Origin of the sequence: Arthrobacter sp. UYCo732 (assembly GCF_040547265.1) — a bacterium.
Taxonomy (GTDB): Bacteria; Actinomycetota; Actinomycetes; order Actinomycetales; family Micrococcaceae; genus Arthrobacter.
The window spans coordinates 151,658-169,581 of record NZ_JBEPPJ010000003.1 but is presented as its reverse complement, the minus strand read 5'-3'; the positions used below and the strand labels follow the sequence as shown (position 1 = coordinate 169,581).

Below are 17,924 nucleotides of genomic sequence, written 5' to 3'. Positions count from 1 at the left end.
CAAAAAGCGTACCGACCCCGTATCACTGGAGGATCCATGGCACTGAGTGCAACCACCACCCTTCCGCACGCCGTCGACAGCGTCGCTGCTGTTTTCATCAACGAGGACTTCCAGCGGCACACAAGTGAATATGTCGGCGGCACACTGGAGTCCTTCGCCGTGGATGGCGACGTTGCCGGGGCGTTCAGCACCACGTCGGTGCGGACCCTGCCCACCACCCGCCTGCCGGAAATCGCCCGTAAGTTCGTGGGCGAAAACCTCACGGTGACGCAGGTGGAAAACTGGGACGCCCCCGCGGCAGACGGTTCCCGCCAAAGTAACATCACGCTGAAGATTGCCGGCGCACCCATCGACGTGACCGCGGTCCAGCGGCTCGTGGCCGAGGGCGGCAGCACCCGGGTTGAGCTCGAAGGCAACGTGACCTCGTCCGTGCCGTTCCTCGGCAGCAAGATCGCCGAGGCGGCCGAACCCATGGTGGCCAAAGCCCTCAACATCCAGTCGCAGCGGGCCCAGGCCTGGCTCGAAAGCCACTGAGTCCATGCAGCTTCCCCTCTTTGCCGCCTGGCTGCTCATCATCGCCGGCGTCTGGTCGCTGGCGGTCTGGCCGCAGTTCCTGCGCCGGGTCATGAAGGATCCCCGGGCGCGCGACGGCAACGGCAAGGCCACGAAGTTCCTCACGGTCCATCTGGTCCTCGTCAGCATCTCCATGGTGCTGGGGGCGGCCACCGCCGTTATAGGGGTGATGGGCCTGCTCGGCTAGCAACTGTCAGGCTAACCGGTCTAAATATCCGGCCGAAGCTGCCGCAGTGATGCAGGCGCGCCTCCTCTGCCCCGGGCACAGGAGGCGCCTGCCTAGGCTGCCTGGTTGAGCGCGTCCTCGGCGGCTACCCAGGAAATCATGGCGCACTTCACCCGCGCTGCGTAGCGGGCCACACCCTCGAACGCGGCCGCGTCGCCAAGAATCTCGGGATCCGCGTGGATCTTCCCGCGGGAGCGCAGGACCTCCCGGAAATTGCCAATGATCGTGTGAAGTTCGTCCACGGTCAGTCCCTCCGCGAGTTCGCTGAGCACGGAGGCTGAGGCCATGGAAATGGAACACCCTGCTCCGTCCCAGGAAATCTGCGCCACCTTGCCGTCTTCCACTGCCACCCGGAGCGTGACTTCGTCCCCGCAGACGGGGTTCAGCTGATGGGACTGCCCGGTGGACGCCCCTTCGGGAGCGTCGATGCCGGCCAGGCCGCTGCCGTGGCGGGCTTTGGAATGGTCAAGGATGATCTGCTGGTACAGCTGGTCAAGGCTCATGCTGGTATACCTTCGGTGGTCGCGTCAGACGCGGAAGTAGGACCGGACACCGGCGACGGATTCCAGGAAGGCGTCGACGTCGTCGGTAGTGTTGTACAGGTAGGCGCTTGCCCTGGTGGTGGCGGTCAGGCCCAGGCGGCGGTGGAGCGGTTGCGCGCAATGGTGCCCCACCCGGACGGCGATGCCGCGGGAATCCAGGAACTGCCCGACGTCGTGTGCGTGCACACCCTCAACGTCGAATGCGGCAAGGCCGATCCGCTCCCGGCCGGCTGCGGGCCCCAGTACACGGATTCCGGGAATGGCCTCCAGCCCGGCCACCATGCGCTGGCCGAGCTCCGATTCCCAGCGGTGCACGCGGTCCAGGCCGGTTTCGGTGAGGTAAGTTGCAGCGGCAGCCAGGGCAACAGCCTGGGAGATGCGTTGGGTGCCGGCTTCGAAGCGCTGCGGCGAGGGCAGAAACTCTGCGCGTTCCATAGTCACTGTGGTGATCATGGAACCGCCGGTGAGAAACGGCGGCAGCGCGTCCAGGAGGTCCTTCTTGCCATACAGCACGCCGATTCCGGTGGGCGCCAGCATTTTGTGGCCGGAGAAGACCGCGAAGTCGATGTCGAGCTCTTTGACGTTCAGGGGCAGGTGGGGCGCTGATTGGCAGGCGTCCAGCACCACCAGCGCTCCCGCCGCCCGGCCAAGGGCCACGAGTTCGTACACGGGGTTGATGGTGCCCAGGACATTGGACGCGTGCGTAAAGGCCAGCACCTTGGTCCTGCTCCCGATGATCTCCGCCGCGACGTCCAGGCGCAGGGCTCCGGCGTCGTCAATGGGGATATAACGCAGGGTGGCGCCAGTGCGGAAGGCCAGTTCCTGCCAAGGAATCAGGTTGGCGTGGTGCTCCATTTCGGTGACCACGATCTGGTCCCCGGGTCCGACGGCAAGTTCCTTCAGCCGGGCGTCCCCGCGCCCCTGGGCAGCCCACAGGGTGGCATTGGACAGTGCGTAGCTGATCAGGTTCAGGCCTTCGGTGGCGTTGGACGTCCACACGGTCTCTTCGTAGTCGGCACCGATGAAGTCCGCGATGGTTTGGCGGGCGTCTTCGAAAACCTCGGTGGCCTCCACCGCAAGGTGGTGGGCGCCGCGGTGCACGGCGGCGTTGCGTTGTTCGTAAAACTCCTGCTCGGCCTCGATCACACTCAGGGGGTTCTGCGAGGTCGCGCCCGAATCCAGGTACACCAGCGGCTGGCCGTTCACCAGTTGGCTAAGCACCGGGAAGTCATTCCTGATTCTGAGTACCTCGGCGTTATCCATGGCAGGAACGGCATGTTCCAGCGTGGCTGGCGTTGATACGAGGGCCAAAGTAACTCCTTGAGATGCCAATGGATTGACATCTCAATTGTCCCACAACACCGCTGTGGCGGCCGCCGGGGGCGGCCGCCACAGCAGCTCCGGGCTTCACCCGCGGATAAGAGGGCCGGCGACGGCTGGGGGGAGAGCCTCGGTCTCAGAAGACTCTGACGTCGCCGGCCCAGTCTCGGTCCGGCGCTGGCGCCGGAAGTCAGTATTGAGACAAGACCTGGAAAGTCTGTTTGGCGGGAGTTGCGGCGGTTGCGGCCGCCTCTTTCTGCCTCCTTTAGTTAATCGCATGCGGTCACCTGCGGCACGAGTAGGCAGTACTCTACTTTTCAACGGCGCACCTCCGGGTTACGCCCATCTGATACGCGTATTCCCGGCCAGCGCCACTCGACGTCGCCACACACGGTGCACGGAGGGTCTGCTGTCGCCCATAGACGGCTCCTTGACGGAAGGTCCGCACACTGCGCAGGAGGCGGGGCCGGAGACAGTGCCGGTGCCAGTGCCGGGGCCGGGGCCAGGAAGGAAACAGGGCAGAAGCCAGTCCACAGTCAGGAGCAGGGCAGGAAAAGTCCAGCCAGCGCGCAGCAGGCAGTCAGGAGCCGGTTTAGGGCAGTCTCACCGCACGGCATGCGCCGCTGGCAACCTAATGGGCCAGGGCGGTGGACAGTTCGTCGCGGCTCCGCACCCCGAGTTTCACGTAGGTGCGGTACAGGTGGCCCTCCACCGTCCGCACGGACACCATGAGCCGCTGGGCAATCTCCCTATCGGTGAGGCCCTGGACAGCCAGCTCCACGATGTCCTGTTCCCGTCGGGTGAGATGCACAGTGGGCCCTGCGGCAATGAACTGCCCTTCCCGGAACCGCTCGCCCAGTTCGTGGTCGCATTTCTCCCGTAGGGCAACCGCCTGGCGGGAACGACGACGTTCACCTGCACTCTCCAAAACGGAGCTCGCCCGCGCGTAGGCTTCCCTGGCCAAGTTCACGAACCCTTCCGCTTCAAGCCTGGCAGCCGTCATCATGAGGGAATCGGCATCGGGGACCTCCCACTGGTCAGCGAGCGTGAGCATGGCCGCTGCCCAGCGTCCTTCGACCTCGCCCGCCAGGGAGTGGACCAGCGGGATCACGGAATGGTCGCCCAGGTCCCAACAAATGGCCAGAAGTTCCAGCAGTGTGCCGGCCCGTGCCGACACCTCCGGGGTGGTGGACAGGGTGTGCAGGGCTGCGATCCCCTTGCCGTCACGGGTCACGTACTCCGAAGCGGCGGCGGCGTAGGCCGTGGCCAGGAGTTCCTGGCCGGCTGGACCTGGCGGCGAATCCTTGTAGTCCAGCTCAAGCCGGCTGGACTGAGCAGCATCACCCAGCCTCGATGCCACATAAAACGCCAGCGACGAGCCCAGCCGGAACAGTTGCAGCGGATCATTGAGCCTCAGGTGCTCCACCGCAGGAAGGAGCGTTTGGTAGGCGCGTTCAATCCGACCTTGCCGCAGCAATGAGTAGCCGCGAAGTACTTCGAGGCTGCCGCCAAAGGCAGCTGCGGCCCGCGGTTGTCCTGCCGCGTAGTTCGCCAGTTCCCCTTCCGCTGAATCCCAATCCCCCAAAGCAAGGTAGGCGCCAACCAGGCGGTTCAGGACGAATTCATTGAAGAAGAACACGCCCCCTTCCAGGGCCGGAAGTTCCGAGGCGGCCAGCAGCGCGGCGTCCAGGCTCTGGACGGAGCGACCGGATGCAGCGAGGCATTGGGCCAGCAGAGCCGCCCCCACCGCACGCAGGGCAGCATCCGCAGGGCCGGCGGGGTTGCGGGCCCGGAGTTCCTGCACCTCACTTTCCAGAGCTTCGAATTTACCTGCTTCACCGAGTACCAGCAGGCGCAGCAGCTGCCCTCGCCAGGCCGTGACCGGAGCAGCTTCTGCACCGGATTCAGCTTGGGCGTCAGCATTATCGCCAATGCCGGCTCCAACTTCAGCACTGGAACTGCGGAGCGCTTTCAAGGATTCGGCTGCGAACACTGCCAGCGGTGTTCCCGCGGCTTCATGGACCTTTGCCCTGAGCATCAGGACGGGGGCAGCCGCGGCGCTGTTTCCCAGTTGCAGCCAGCATTCGTCCAGGAGCTTTGCCGCACCGGCGTAGTCGCCTTCGTTGAAGAGGGCCCGCGCCTGGATTGCCCGAGCCTGTGGCACGAGGTCAGGATTTAGCACCTTGGCTGCCATGGTCCGGCTGCTCCGGCTCCTGAAACGGGCCAGCGCGGTGGCGGCCGCTTCGAGAAGCTCGGACTCTGCTGTCTTAATTCCGCATTCCAGAGCCCACTCCACAACCCTCAACCGGCCCTCGGATCCGGCAGACGCGGTTCCCACGTTCCCGGACCCGGCAGTCGCGGCGAACCCGTTCCCGGACCCGGCTGGCGCGGTGCCTCGGTGCTCCCGGATCTTCTCCAGCAGCTGCAGGCTCCGCGAGACCGAAATGCTTTTCCGGAGGGCACGGCCGAACATCGCGTTCCAGATCCGAAGATCGGCGGGGGTCCCCTGGTTTTCGACCACCATCTGCTGGTCCAGCAGTGAGCGCACCACCTCTGCACCGCTGATGTCCTCGATCACCTTGCGGCTCACGGGCCCGGCAAGTGAAATCAGCTTCAGGGCTTCCTGTTCTTCCGGAGTTCGGCGGAGCATGTCCTTCACCACCACATTGATGAGTCTGGGTCCTTCGGCCGGAAACGGCCCCAGCAGCATCCAGATCCCGTTCCGCTTCGCGAGCTGGCCGCCCTCGGCGGCGTCATGGAGCAGGGCATCGAGGATCAGTGGATTACCACCGGAGGCGCTCCAGATCGTGTCAACGGTTCCGGCCGGGACCGTGCCGTCGAGGGCATGGGCGAGGACTTCCTCGATCTGTTCCCGGTTCAGGGGACGGAGATCCACGCGGTCGGCCAGGCCGTCATACCAGAGTTGCGCGAGGGGTTGGGGAAGCCCGGGCCGCGGTCTGCCCGCCGCCACAACACTGGCCCAACCCGCAGAAATCATGTCGGCCACGATGCTGGCCGTCGCCTCGTCCAGATGGTGGGCGTCATCCATCATGAGGAGCAACGGAGTGTCTTGGCCGGCCTTGAGCTTCTCAAAGTAACTCCAGACGGACCTCAGTACAGCCACCGGGGATACAGAATCCTCGGCGGTCAGCTCCGCCGTGTAGGGAGCAAGGATGCCGAAAGGAACGCGGGAGAGGGATGAGCTTCCATGGATCTGAACAATGATCATCTCAGCGGCAAGCCGCTCGGTGATGGTCTCAATCAACGTGGTCTTGCCGATCCCGGGGCCTGCCATGAGGAACACCGCCTGGCTGGTCCGGGTCCGGATGATATTGCAGATCCGGTCCAGCGGCTGCCGCCGGCCCGTGAGTAGGCGATGCGCGGATCCCGGTTTCGGTGAGTGGCCGTTAGACGAGTCCAGTCAGATCACCCCTGGATGTTACGCCCAGCTTGGTGAAGACCTGGTAGAGATGGCCTTCCACGGTGCGGACGGAAACGCCCATATCCAGCGCGATATCGCGGTTGGACGCACCCCGGCCGGCAAGCTGCGCGATCTGCCGCTCCCTGCCGGTCAAGAGCGGGCTGCCGCTGCTCGGCACGATGGGCAGGCTTGCCATGGTGGCCGCGAGGACGTCCAGCCGTGCCTGGGCGGTCCTGGCCGAGGCAGGATCTCCTGCCTGGCGGGCGTAGTCAACGGCCAGCGCCATGCAGCGGGCCTCAACGGCATCCAGCTCCAGCGTGGCGGCAAGCTCCCCGCCGGCGAGCAAAGTCTTCGCGTCGTGCGTCCTGCTGCCAATTGCAATGAGCCGCGAGATTTCCGCCAACGGGCCCTGGCGGTGGTCGGCCACTTCTTCGAGCAGGCGGAAGTCGGCTTCTGAACCGTGGACTGTGGCTCCGAGCAGGCTGATCCCCGCGAGGGTGTACCTTCCTGCCGCGATGTCGCGCCGGGCAGATACCTTCAGGCGGGCGGCGGCATTAATGTCGCCCAGCCATCGTCCTGCCATATCAGCGCAGAAGTCAGTGGTGCTCCGCGTGGCATGATCGGCGGCACCACCGGTCCGCTGCAGCTTGTCCAGATACTTGCGGGACTGCCCGGCATTGCCAATCTGTGCATAGGCGAAGGCAACAGCAGCGTAGGCAGCCCGGCGGATGCCCTGGGCAGGACGCAGCTCGAGCTGTGCTGCCGCTGACAACAGCGAATCGAGGGCGACAGCGCCCCTTCCCGCGTACACGTAGGCGATCCCTGCTGCGAGCTCCGCGGCGGCGCTCCGGAAGGGGAGCTGGTGAATGTCACGCATCGCTGGCGGATTAAGGAGGTCGATGCAGCGGCGCCATTGCCCGGCGGTCAACAGCACGTTGTAAGCCCGTCCAGTGAATTTCTCCCGCAGGCCTACGATCTCGCCGGCGTCGGAAATCTGCCCGCCCAGCTGCCGCATCAGGCTCAGGGCGTCCATCTCCCGCCCGGTCATGGCCAAAGCGCTCATCAGGATTAGGGCTGAATGCATCCGGAACCAGGTATCGGGGTTCAGCTCCGCGTTGGCAGCGGCTTCCAGGGCCGGTATTGCGGCGGCGTAATCTCCCACGAATGCCTGGTATTCGAATTCGGACAGTCTGATTCTGTTCCGTGCCGCAGCAACCGGGTCCGGCCACCCATTCGCGGTGCCTGGCTCCGCGCCAAGCCGCTCGCGCGCGGTCTGCAACAGCGCAGGGACCCTGTCGGCATGTTCCGGGAGCCATACCATCACCCCTGACTTAGCTGCGATGACCTGGGCGTATTCGTTGACATCCAGGTTATCCAGCTGCGGTTGTGAGATGTCATCCAGGGCCGCCATGGCCTGCAGTGGGAGGTCCAGGAGCAAGTACGCGGCGGCTCGCTGCCGCTGGCCGGGCACCCACTCTGGAACTTCCCGTCTCAGTGTCTCGGCATATTTGAGGGCGAAGTGCGGGTCAAAGAGCTGGACGGCAGCTTCGGCTGCCGCCAGCGCCATGGCCGGATTCAGCTCTGCCTCACATTCGTGGGTCCAGGCCGCGAACGCCATCAACTCTTCCACGGTCATGGTGGAAGGGTCTGGCTCCTGCCCGCCCAGGAGCAGGCCCCGGAGCTCCCGGCGCCGGGTGATGCTGAGCCAGGAGCGGACGACGTCGCCAAAGTACATCTCCCGCAACGCAACCCAGCGGTTTTCCGACACGTCGATCTCCAGCAGGCCCGCATCTTCCATGTCCGCCACGATGCCGGCTCCGTAAACGGCGGTCAGCCGGGAAAGCTCCACGCTCCGGGCGCAGGAAAGCATTTCAATGACTTCCCGCTCCTCGGGAGATTGCCGGGACCATCGCGACCGGACGATGTCCTCCAGGCTCGCCGCGCCGTCGAGCACTACCTTGTCCCGCAAGGTCCAGACCGAGTCCGATAGGACCAGGTTCCCGGATTGCTGCTGCTCGGCAACCAGCGCCTTGAGCAAGAGCGGATTTCCCCCAACCATCGTGTGGAACGTACTGACCAGGGAGGCGGAGACGCGGTGGCCCAGGAGGGAAAGCAACACCTGGCGGGTCTGCAGCTCATTCAGGTTGTCCAACCTGACCTCAGTAAGCCGGCGGTCGGTGAGGAGCCAATGGAAGTCAGCAGGAAGATCGCTGATCCTTGGCGCCACGGCCACGATGCGGGCGGTCCCGGTAAGGAGGATGTTGAGCAGGACGCCGGCGCTCATCTCATCGATGTTGCCGGCCGTATCCAAGGTGATTACGCATTGGCGCCCGGCCGCATCACTCCGGATCAATGACGTAATCCCACGCAAAATGGCGGTAGGTGAACCCATGTAAGCCTGGGGAAGGCGCGCAAGCAGAAACGCAAGGCAACCATAAGGGGTATCGCCCGTTGTGGTCCCGCAGCGCAACTGCAGCGTCCAAACATCGGGGCCAAGCTCGGACACTGCCGTCCTGGCCAGGGATGACTTACCCACCCCGCGTCCACCGGTGACCACAACGCCCAGGGAGTCTGGGCCAGTCAAGGCGGTGCGGACGGCTTCGAGGTTGGCGCTGCGTGCGGGCACAGACCATCGCTGTGGCTCCGAGGCGCCAGCAGTTTCCGTGCGCAGGTCAAGGTCGTTGAGCGGTGACCCACGTCCCCAGCTGAGTGGCTCGATTGACATGAACTTTTCCCCTACATCCCACTAAAGCGGGAACAAGCCCCATCGCCCCCCGCTTAGGAAGAAGACTACCCCTTGGCAGGGACAGGTAAACAGGGTTACGGGGAATTTGGCATTTTTTTCTACACGTCGGTCTTCGCCGGATGGAACTTCTGCTGGGCCGCCGTCAAGCCCTCCCTGACCAGCAGCTCCACCGCATCAGCGGCCTCATCCAACAGAAATGGGATGTCCTTACGCTCCGTGGCGCCAAAATCGCGCAGCACATAATCTGCGGTATCCATCCGGCCAGGTGGCCGGCCTACTCCCACCCGGACCCTGAGATAGTCCTTGGTGCCGAGCGCCTTGGAGATGTCCCTCAGACCGTTGTGGCCGCCCTCGCCGCCGCCGCATTTCAGTTTCACGGTGTTGAACGCGATATCTATCTCATCGTGTACCGCGACCACGTAAGCCGGGCCGATGCCGTAAAAGTTTGCCAGGGCCGCCACCGGTCCGCCGGACACATTCATGTATGTGAGCGGCTTGGAAAGCACCACACGGGGACCGCCGATCCCCAGGCGCCCTTCGAGGACCTGGGCCCGCGTTTTATGGGTTTTGAAGTTTCCGCCCAGCCGGCCGGCGAGTTCGTCCAGAACCATCTGGCCAACATTATGCCTGTTGCCCTTATATTCGGGCCCGGGGTTACCGAGCCCGACGATCAACCAGGTGTCAGTCATTGTTCCATCCTAAGTTGTGAATTCCGAAGTGGTCCGGACATGGCTGTGGCCGGGCCCCGTGGAGGGCCCGGCCACAGTTGTCAGCAGAGGAGTTGTTACTCGGCTGCGGCCTCGGCGGAAGCGTCGCCCTCTTCTTCAGCGGACTCAACGGCCTCGGAGATGTTGATAACCAGGGCATCGGCGTCGGCCAGCAGGACGGAGCCCTTCGGCAGAAGCAGGTCCGAAGCGTGGATGTGCTGTCCGGCGGTGCGGCCTTCGATGTCAACCTCGATGGCGGTGGGCAGGTGGGTTGCCTCGGCCTCGAGGGAGATGACGGTCAGCTCCTGGTTGTAGACGTTGCCCGGAGCCAGTTCACCCACCACGTGGACGGGGATGTCCACAGTGACCTTCTCGCCCTTGCGGACGGTCAGCAGGTCGATGTGCTCGATGATCTGCTTGATGGGGTCGCGCTGGATGTCCTTGACCAGGGCGAGGTGCTCTTCGCCGTTGATGTCCAGCGACATCAGGGCGTTGGCGGTGCGGACTGCCAGGGTGGTGGCCTTGGCGGGCAGGGTAATGTGGATCGGCTCGGCGCCGTGGCCGTAGATGACGGCGGGGATCAGGTTGGCCATGCGTGCGCGGCGGGCAAAGCCCTTGCCGAATTCAGTGCGTACTTCTGCTGCGAGCTTCTGCTCAGACATGTGTATCTCCTCGGAAGACTAAAAAGGTTTTCAGCAAGGGCGGAGGTCTGTTACGACCTTCAACGCCGGGCCACCATGTGGAGCCCTTCCAGAAGGGAGATGCAGACCCAGTCGATTACGGAGACTTCTCTCCCTCGCCAAGGTATCGTAGAAGAGCCTACCAGCACCGGAGTCGATTATCGAAAATGGCGCTGGCCTGGCTCAACCAACGGGGTCAGGCGTTGCCGTCGAACAGGCTGGTGACGGAACCGTCGTCGAACACTTCATGGATGGCGCGGGCGATGAGCGGGGCGATGGACAGCACCGTGAGCTGCGGGAAATGCTGGTGGGCGCCGAGGGGCAACGTGTTCGTGACCACAACTTCCCGGGCCCCGGAATCGGCCAGCCGCTGGGCAGCGGGTTCGGAAAACACGGCGTGCGTTGCGGCGATGATGACATCCTTCGCACCGGCGTTCATGAGGACCTGGACCGCTCCGGAAATGGTTCCGCCGGTGTCGATCATGTCATCGATCAGGACGCAGGTCCTGCCCTCGACCTGGCCCACAACGGTTTTGGAGACGGCCTGGTTGGGCACGGTGAGGTCGCGGCTCTTGTGCACAAACGCCAGCGGCGCTCCGCCCAGGCGCTCAGCCCACTGCTCGGCCACACGGACGCGGCCGGTATCCGGGGACACCACGGTGACGTTGTCAGAGCCGACCTTGGTCCGGATGTAATCGGCCAGGAGCGGGATGGCCATGAGGTGGTCCACTGGACCGTCGAAGAAGCCCTGGATCTGCGAGGTGTGCAGGTCAACACTCATGATGCGGTCGGCACCGGCGGTCTTGTACAGGTCCGCCACGAGCCGGGCGGAAATGGGTTCTCGGCCGCGGCCCTTTTTGTCCTGCCGGGCGTACGGGTAGAACGGCGATACCACGGTGATGCGCTTGGCGGAGGCCCGCTTCAGCGAATCGATCATGATCAGCTGTTCCATCAGGTGGTTGTTCAGCGGTGCCGGGTGGGCCTGGATGACAAATGCATCGGTTCCCCGGACGCTTTCGCCGGCGCGGACGTAGATCTCCCCGTTGGCGAAGTCGTAGGCGTCAATGGGCAGCAGCTCGGTCCCCAGCTCCTTGGCGATTTCCCGCGCCAGTTCGGGGTGTGCCCGCCCTGCGGCAAGCACCAGCTTCTTCTCGCCGTGTGCCGTAATTTCGCTCATTGTTACTTGCCCTCTTCTGTCGATGCTGGGGTACTTGAGGAGTCTGACGTGGCCGCCTCGGCGAGTTCTGCCGAGCGTGTACCGGGGCGGTTTGCAATAACCCAGCCCTCGGCGTTGCGCTGGGCAGCGACGGACAGGACGAGTGCCCCTGCCGGGACGTCCTTGCGGATCACCGCGCCGGCGCCGCTGTAGGCGCCGTCCCCCACGGTGACCGGTGCAACAAACACTGTGTTGGAACCTGTGCGGACGCCAGAGCCGATCACCGTGCGGTGCTTCTTCTCGCCGTCGTAATTGGCCGTGATGTTGCCACAGCCGATGTTGGTGTCCTCGCCGATTTCGGCGTCGCCGGCGTAGCCGAGGTGGGACAGTTTCGAGCCGCGGCCGATCGTGACGTTCTTGGTTTCGTAGAACGCGCCGATCTTGCCCGTGTCGCCAAGCACTGTTCCGGGCCGCAGGTACGTGAAGGGGCCGACGGCGGCTTTCGCGCCGATGACCGCGCCGGAGCCGTGGGTGCGGGTCACGGCGGCGCCCGCGCCGATGCGGACATCGGTCAGGGTGGAGTCGGGGCCGACGACGGCGTCCCTCGCCACGGTGGTGGCGCCGTGCAGCTGCGTGTTGGGGAGGATCCGGACGTCCTCGTCCAGAGTGACGGTGGAATCGATCCAGGTGGTGGCAGGGTCAACAACGGTGACACCGGCCCGCATCCAGGCTTCGACGGTCCGGCGGTTGAGTTCGGCTCCAAGGGCTGAGAGCTGCACGCGGTCGTTGGCGCCCTCCACCTGCCAGCGGTCTTCAGTGACGACGGCGGCCACCCGGCCGCCTGACTCCCGGGCGAGACCCAACACATCGGTGAGGTACTTTTCGCCCTGTGAGTTGTCAGTGGTCACGTGGACCAGCGCGTCGCGGAGGACGGCGGCGTCGAAAGCGTAAATGCCGGAATTGACCTCGCCGATCAGGCGTTCGGCGTCCGTGGCGTCCTTGTGCTCGCGGATACCGGTGACAGAGCCGTCATCGCCGCGGAGGATGCGGCCGTAGCCCGTGGCGTCATCGAGCAGCGCGGTGAGCACTGTCACGGCGTTGCCTTCGCGTTCGTGTGTTGCCACCAGATCCGCCAGGAGGCTGCCGCTGAGGAGGGGAACATCGCCGTAGGTCACCACCACGGTGCCGGCAAGTTTTTCCTGGGCGTCGAGCGCGAGCAGGGCAACCTCAACGGCGCGGCCGGTTCCGGGGGTTTCGTCCTGGTCAACGATCAGGGCTTCGGAGTCCAACTCGTTCAAGTGACTGGAAACCAGGTCGCGCTCGTGGCGGACCACCAGGGCAAGGCGCTCAGGGTTGATGCTGCGGGCCGCCAGGAGAGCGTGCCCCACCATGGAGCGGCCGCCGATTTCGTGCAGGATCTTGGGGGTACGGGATTTCATCCGGGTGCCGGCGCCTGCTGCCAGGACAATAACCGCGGCTGGGCCGGTAGTTTCGGGGCTCACGTACGGGCTCTCCTTGCATTGTTGCGCGTGGCGCTGGGCGCGGTGTCTGTCCGGCCACAAGCCTGGCGGGGCACCGACTTCATACTACTGGACGCTCTCCGCACAGCAGTTCCGCCCATAGGATTCGAACCTATACTCCACGGCTCCAAAGGCCGGGGTGCTGCCATTACACCAGGGCGGACCATGCCGGAGGCGCAAGGCCAAGGCACAAGTAGTTATTTTGCCATGGGTTCGGGGCAGCCCGCGACACGGACGGTGATCGGGGCAACCGGACCACGGCCCCGGCGCCCGTTCCGGCCCGTTTCAGAGGCCTTGGTGCGCGGCGCTAGGGCATGATGGAAATGTGAGCAACAACCCACCCCGGACACGGATGACAGGCGTGCAGCGGCGCAGCCAGCTGATCGACGTCGGCCGTGGCCTTTTCGCCGCACGCGGGCTCGACGGCACCACTATCGAGGAAATCGCGGCCTGCGCAGGTGTGTCCAAGCCGGTGATCTACGAGCACTTCGGCTCCAAAGAGGGTATGTACACGCAGGTGGTGGACTCTGAATTCCGGATCCTGCTGGACTCCATCACGGCTGCCCTGACCGAGGAAGCGAAGCCGCGTGTCATGGTGGAACGCGCCGCCCTGGCCCTGCTCACCTACATCGAGGACCATACGGAGGGCTTCCGGATCCTGATGCGGGACGCTCCCCCGTCGCAGCCCGAAGGCGCCTTCTCCACCCTGCTCTCCCACGTCACAGCCCGCGTGGAACACATCCTGTCCGACGAATTCCACCGGCGTGGGTTCAGCGCCGAAGACGGAGCCATGTACGCCCAGATGCTCGTGGGCATGGTGGCCATGACCGGCCAATGGTGGCAGGACAGCCGCCAGCCCGACAAACACACCGTCGCCGCGCACCTGGTAAACCTCGCCTGGAACGGCCTGACCGGCCTCCAAAAAGACCCGGAACTGAAGTCCGAGGGCTGAGTTCTCCCGCGCCCATCCTCCGCGGTGCAGCGGCCCTTCGCCGTCGCTTAGACACAGCGCAATGGGACTCCTGCGGTCGCTGAGCGACCTCCGGAGCCCGATGCGCCGCGATGCGCGACTACGCGAAGGTCCCCCGCACCGCTAGTGCCGACCGTTCCGTTTGGGGACTCGCACAGATCGTCAATGCCGAAGGTTCCGAGCGCGTTCGGTTCCACTTGGGAAGGTGACGTACCTCGCCGGTGGCGGTCCTTCCGAACGGAGCGCATCGCAGGGCATCGGGACGCGGAGGTCGCCCAGCGACCGGAGCGTCCCCTTTGCCCTGTGTCTAAGCGACGCGGAAGGGCCGGCTCCAGCACCCAACCCAAGTAGCGCAGGGTTACTCGCCGAGGACTTCCAGGGCTTCCATCCATTCGAGTTCCAGGGCTTCGCGTTCGCCGGCGAGGTCCTTGAGTTTTTTGTTCTGCTCGGCCAGGGCATCGAAGTCTGACTCTGCGGTGCTCTTGACCATTTGGTCGTGGACCTTCTTTTCCTGCTGCTCGAGCTTGCCCATCTGGCGTTCGATGCGGTTTTTGGCCTTGCGGGCGTCGCGCTTCTCGGCCTCGGAGGCTCCGCTGGCCGCAGGCGTGGAGCTGCCGCTCGGGCCCGTCACGGGATTGCCGCCGCCGGTGATGGTGGAGCCGGCCAGTGCGGATTCGCGGAGTTCCAGGTACTGGTCCACGCCGCGCGGCAGGGCGCGGATCTTCCCGTCGCCCAGTAGCGCCATCTGGTGGTCCGTCACGCGCTCCAGCAGGTAGCGGTCGTGGCTGACCACAACAAGGGTGCCGGGCCAGCCGTCCAGCACATCTTCGACGGCGGCGAGCGTATCGGTGTCGAGGTCGTTGGTGGGCTCGTCAAGCATCAGCACGTTGGGTTCGCCCACCAGCAGGCGCAGCAGCTGGAGGCGGCGGCGCTCACCGCCGGAGAGGTCCTTGACCGGCGTCCACTGCTTCTCGTTGGTGAACCCAAGCTGCTCAACGAGCTGGCCGGCAGTGAACTCCTTGCCGCCCACGTTGAAGGACCGCTTCTCGCGTTCAATGACCTCGATGACGCGCAGGTCCGAGACGTCGTCGAGCTCTTTGACCTCCTGGGTGAGGACCGCCGTAACCACCGTCTTGCCGCGCTTGACCTTGCCGGAGGTCGGCTGGATCTCGCCGTTCAGAAGCTTGAGCAGCGTGGTTTTGCCGGCGCCGTTGACGCCCACCAGGCCCAGCCGCTCCCCCGGGGCAAGCCGCAGGGTGATGTTGTCGAACAGCTTCTGCCCTGGGTCTCCCCCAAGGAAGTCCAGGGAGACGTTCTCAAGGTCCAGGACGTCCTTGCCGAGCCGGGCGGTGGCCATCTTGCTCAGGGCAGTCGAGTCACGCGGCTCAGGAACGTCGGCAATCAGGGCGTTAGCCGCCTCAATGCGGAACTTGGGCTTGGCCGTGCGGGCCGGGGCGCCGCGGCGCAGCCACGCAAGCTCCTTCTTCACGAGCTGCTGGCGCTTGCTTTCCATCACGGAGGCTGAGCGGTCCCGTTCGGCGCGGGCCAGCACGTAGGCGGCGTATCCGCCGTCGAACGGGTCCATGATGCCATCATGGATTTCCCAGGTCTTGGTGCAGACTTCGTCGAGGAACCACCGGTCGTGGGTGACCACCAGGAAAGCACCCTGGTTGGCACGCCAGCGGGACTTCAGGTGCCGGGACAGCCAGGCGACGCCTTCGACGTCGAGGTGGTTGGTGGGCTCGTCGAGCATGATCACGTCGTGGTCCTCGATGAGGAGTTTGGCCAGCGCCACCCGGCGCTTCTGCCCGCCGGAAAGTGCGTGGACGTTGGCGTGCCAGTCGACGTCGGACACCAGGCCGCCCATGACTTCCCGGATCTGCGGATTGCGGGCCCATTCGTAGTCGGCCTGGTCTCCGACGATCGCAGCACCGACGGTGAGGTCGCCGTCGAGCACGTCGCTTTGGTCCAGGTAGCCGATGTTAACCTCACTGCGCTTGGTCACCCGGCCGGAGTCCGGGGTGGACCGCATGGCCAGCAGGCGCATCAGCGTCGACTTGCCGTCACCGTTCCGGCCCACCATGCCGATCCGGTCACCCTCCTCGAGTCCAAGGGTGATGCCGTCCAGGACGGTGCGGGTTGCGTACGAAACCGTGAGGTTCTCGCCGCCAAGAAGGTGTGCCAAAGGGAACTGCTTTCTGCTGCTGGGTGAGGTAGTGGTGTTCTACAGGAGGGTATCGGAGATGATGCGGGCGCCATGCACGGGCCCGTGGACAGGGAATGCCGTCAGCCCGTAATGCCGAAGGTCCTCGGCCAGGCTTTCGGCGGCGGCGGGGTTGTGGGTCAACAGCGCCACCGTGGGTCCGGAACCGGAGACAATCCCGGCAAGGGCGCCGAGGGCTTCGCCCCGTCCCAGCGTAGCGCGGAGCCCTGGGGCCAGTTCAATGGAGGCCCGCTGAAGATCGTTGACCAGGACCCGGCTCAGGGCGTCGGCGTCCCCGTTGCGCAGGGCCTGCAGGATCTTGGCGTCCACGGCAGTTGGCTCGGCCGCATCGAGGCCTTCAGCTTCCCGGAGCCGGTCCAGGGTGCGGAAAACTTCCGGGGTGGGCAGCCCGTAGTCTGCGGCCACCAGGACCCAGTCCGTCTGGGCTTTGACCAGCGCCGGTGAGAGTTCATCGCCTACACCGAGCCCGACGGCGGTTCCGCCGAGGAGCGAAAACGGGACGTCGGCGCCCAGTTCAGCGGCCAGGTGTGCCAGTTCATCCCGGGACAGCCCGCTGTTCCAGAGGGCGTCGCAGGCCAAAAGGGTGGCTGCGGCATCCGCCGAGCCGCCACCCATGCCGCCAGCCACGGGGACGCGTTTGGTGACCTCCAGGTGCACCCCGGTGGAGCGCTCCGAGATGTCTGCCATCATGGCCGCGGCTTTATAAGCCAGGTTGTTTTCATCCAGCGGGATGTCCACGCCATCGAGGTCCAAGGTGCTGGCCGGGCTGATGCTGACCGTGATCCCGGGCGTCTGTGTGCTGGTAGCCGCAACCTCCTCGTAGAGGGAAACCGCGAGGTAAACGCTGGCCACAGAATGGTAGCCATCGGCCCGCAGCGGTCCCACGTCGAGGGAAACGTTGACTTTTCCAGGTGCCTTCACCCTGACCGTCCGGGCGGGAAACCGCCCGGCAGGCCCCTTCATGCGGTAGCCCCGCGGGCTTCGGCGATCCGGGAAAAGGCATGAATATCAATCACTTCGCCCCGGGCTGTTGGGTCAACGCCTGCGGCAACCAGGCAGCGTTCGGCCTCGGCCGCTCCCCCGGCCCAACCTGCCAGGGCAGCCCGCAGCGTCTTGCGGCGCTGGGCGAAAGCGGCGTCAATTACGGCGAACACCTGCTCGCGGGTGGCCGTTGTGACGGGCGGTTCCCGCCGCGTGAAGGCCACGAGGCCGGAGTGGATTTTCGGCGCTGGCCAGAAGACGTTCATGCCGATGACTCCGGCCTTGCGCATGCTGCTGTACCAGGCGGCCTTTACGGACGGCACCCCGTAGGTCTTTGACCCGGGACCGGCAGCGAGCCTGTCCGCCACTTCGTCCTGGACCATCACCAGACCATGCCGCAGGCTCGGGAAATGCTGGAGCAGGTGCAGGACCACCGGAACGGCCACGTTGTACGGGAGGTTTGCCACCAGGGCGGTGGGCTCCACCGGGAGGGACGTCACCTTCATGGCGTCGGCTTGGACGAGGTGGAAAGAGTCCGCCGCTTCCGGCCGCCATGCCTGCACGGTTTCGGGCAGCTTCGTCGCCAGGACCGGATCAATTTCGACGGCGACCACCGTCTTCGCGGCGTCCAGCAGGCCCAGTGTGAGAGAGCCGAGGCCGGGCCCGACTTCCAGAACCGTTTCTTCCGGCCCGATGGCGGCGACCGACACAATCCGGCGGATGGTGTTGCCGTCAATGACGAAGTTCTGGCCAAGTGTCTTGGTGGGCCGGATGCCTATTTCTTCTGCCAGCCGGCGTATGTCGGAGGCTCCAAAGAGGGGTGCGGGCCTGGCGGCAATCGGTTCAGTCACTTAGGTA

At 65.1% G+C, this 17,924-nt stretch carries 14 protein-coding genes and 1 tRNA gene; 3 read left to right on the top strand and 12 right to left on the bottom strand.

Annotated features, from left to right (window positions below; genetic code table 11):
- Positions 1–36 precede the first annotated feature (36 nt).
- Positions 37–534: a DUF2505 domain-containing protein gene (locus ABIB45_RS07010; RefSeq protein ID WP_354215183.1), complete on the top strand. Its 498-nt coding sequence runs from the start codon at positions 37–39 to the stop codon at positions 532–534.
- Between the two features lie 4 nt (positions 535–538).
- Entirely contained in the window at positions 539–760 is a 222-nt protein-coding gene (locus ABIB45_RS07005; protein WP_354215182.1) for an SCO4848 family membrane protein, read from the top strand.
- Positions 761–852: 92 nt separating this feature from the next.
- Here the strand turns inward: ABIB45_RS07005 and sufU are convergent, their stop codons facing one another.
- From sufU to ABIB45_RS06960, 9 genes are all read right to left on the bottom strand, one after another.
- Positions 853–1,302: a Fe-S cluster assembly sulfur transfer protein SufU gene (gene sufU, locus ABIB45_RS07000; RefSeq protein WP_354215181.1), complete on the bottom strand. Its 450-nt coding sequence runs from the start codon at positions 1,300–1,302 to the stop codon at positions 853–855.
- A gap of 24 nt (positions 1,303–1,326) precedes the next feature.
- A complete protein-coding gene (locus ABIB45_RS06995; RefSeq protein ID WP_354215180.1) occupies positions 1,327–2,652 on the bottom strand; it encodes a SufS family cysteine desulfurase in 1,326 nt (441 codons plus the stop codon).
- 640 nt (positions 2,653–3,292) lie between these two features.
- Positions 3,293–6,082, bottom strand: coding sequence for a LuxR C-terminal-related transcriptional regulator (locus ABIB45_RS06990; RefSeq protein ID WP_354215356.1), 2,790 nt, complete (start codon positions 6,080–6,082; stop codon positions 3,293–3,295).
- Positions 6,069–8,807 carry a LuxR family transcriptional regulator gene (locus ABIB45_RS06985; protein WP_354215179.1) on the bottom strand — a complete coding sequence of 913 codons (2,739 nt, stop codon included), beginning with the start codon at positions 8,805–8,807 and terminating at the stop codon, positions 6,069–6,071. Before ABIB45_RS06985 ends, ABIB45_RS06990 begins: the two co-directional genes overlap by 14 nt.
- A gap of 119 nt (positions 8,808–8,926) precedes the next feature.
- On the bottom strand, positions 8,927–9,517 hold the full coding sequence (gene pth, locus ABIB45_RS06980; protein WP_354215178.1) for an aminoacyl-tRNA hydrolase: 591 nt from the start codon (positions 9,515–9,517) through the stop codon (positions 8,927–8,929).
- Between the two features lie 95 nt (positions 9,518–9,612).
- A complete protein-coding gene (locus ABIB45_RS06975; RefSeq protein ID WP_354215177.1) occupies positions 9,613–10,197 on the bottom strand; it encodes a 50S ribosomal protein L25/general stress protein Ctc in 585 nt (194 codons plus the stop codon).
- Between the two features lie 214 nt (positions 10,198–10,411).
- Positions 10,412–11,392 carry a ribose-phosphate diphosphokinase gene (locus ABIB45_RS06970; protein WP_354215176.1) on the bottom strand — a complete coding sequence of 327 codons (981 nt, stop codon included), beginning with the start codon at positions 11,390–11,392 and terminating at the stop codon, positions 10,412–10,414.
- Between the two features lie 2 nt (positions 11,393–11,394).
- The gene (gene glmU, locus ABIB45_RS06965; protein WP_354215175.1) at positions 11,395–12,873 is read right to left on the bottom strand and encodes a bifunctional UDP-N-acetylglucosamine diphosphorylase/glucosamine-1-phosphate N-acetyltransferase GlmU; all 1,479 of its coding nucleotides are present in this window, start codon (positions 12,871–12,873) and stop codon (positions 11,395–11,397) included.
- A 109-nt stretch (positions 12,874–12,982) separates the two neighbouring features.
- Positions 12,983–13,054: transfer RNA gene (locus ABIB45_RS06960), tRNA-Gln, on the bottom strand.
- 162 nt (positions 13,055–13,216) lie between these two features.
- On the opposite strand from ABIB45_RS06960, the gene ABIB45_RS06955 reads away from it, so the two are divergent.
- The gene (locus ABIB45_RS06955) at positions 13,217–13,843 is read left to right on the top strand and encodes a TetR/AcrR family transcriptional regulator (RefSeq protein ID WP_354215174.1); all 627 of its coding nucleotides are present in this window, start codon (positions 13,217–13,219) and stop codon (positions 13,841–13,843) included.
- A gap of 376 nt (positions 13,844–14,219) precedes the next feature.
- Here the strand turns inward: ABIB45_RS06955 and ABIB45_RS06950 are convergent, their stop codons facing one another.
- Genes ABIB45_RS06950 through rsmA form a run of 3 tightly spaced genes read right to left on the bottom strand, consistent with a single transcriptional unit; the run spans position 14,220 to position 17,917 of the window.
- Positions 14,220–16,046 (bottom strand): ABC-F family ATP-binding cassette domain-containing protein, encoded by a 1,827-nt coding sequence (locus tag ABIB45_RS06950; protein WP_354215173.1) that lies wholly within the window; start codon positions 16,044–16,046, stop codon positions 14,220–14,222.
- A 39-nt stretch (positions 16,047–16,085) separates the two neighbouring features.
- Positions 16,086–17,048: a 4-(cytidine 5'-diphospho)-2-C-methyl-D-erythritol kinase gene (locus ABIB45_RS06945; protein WP_354215172.1), complete on the bottom strand. Its 963-nt coding sequence runs from the start codon at positions 17,046–17,048 to the stop codon at positions 16,086–16,088.
- Positions 17,045–17,917, bottom strand: a complete 873-nt coding sequence (rsmA, locus tag ABIB45_RS06940) for a 16S rRNA (adenine(1518)-N(6)/adenine(1519)-N(6))-dimethyltransferase RsmA (RefSeq protein WP_354215171.1) — start codon at positions 17,915–17,917, stop codon at positions 17,045–17,047. Before rsmA ends, ABIB45_RS06945 begins: the two co-directional genes overlap by 4 nt.
- Positions 17,918–17,924 lie beyond the last annotated feature (7 nt).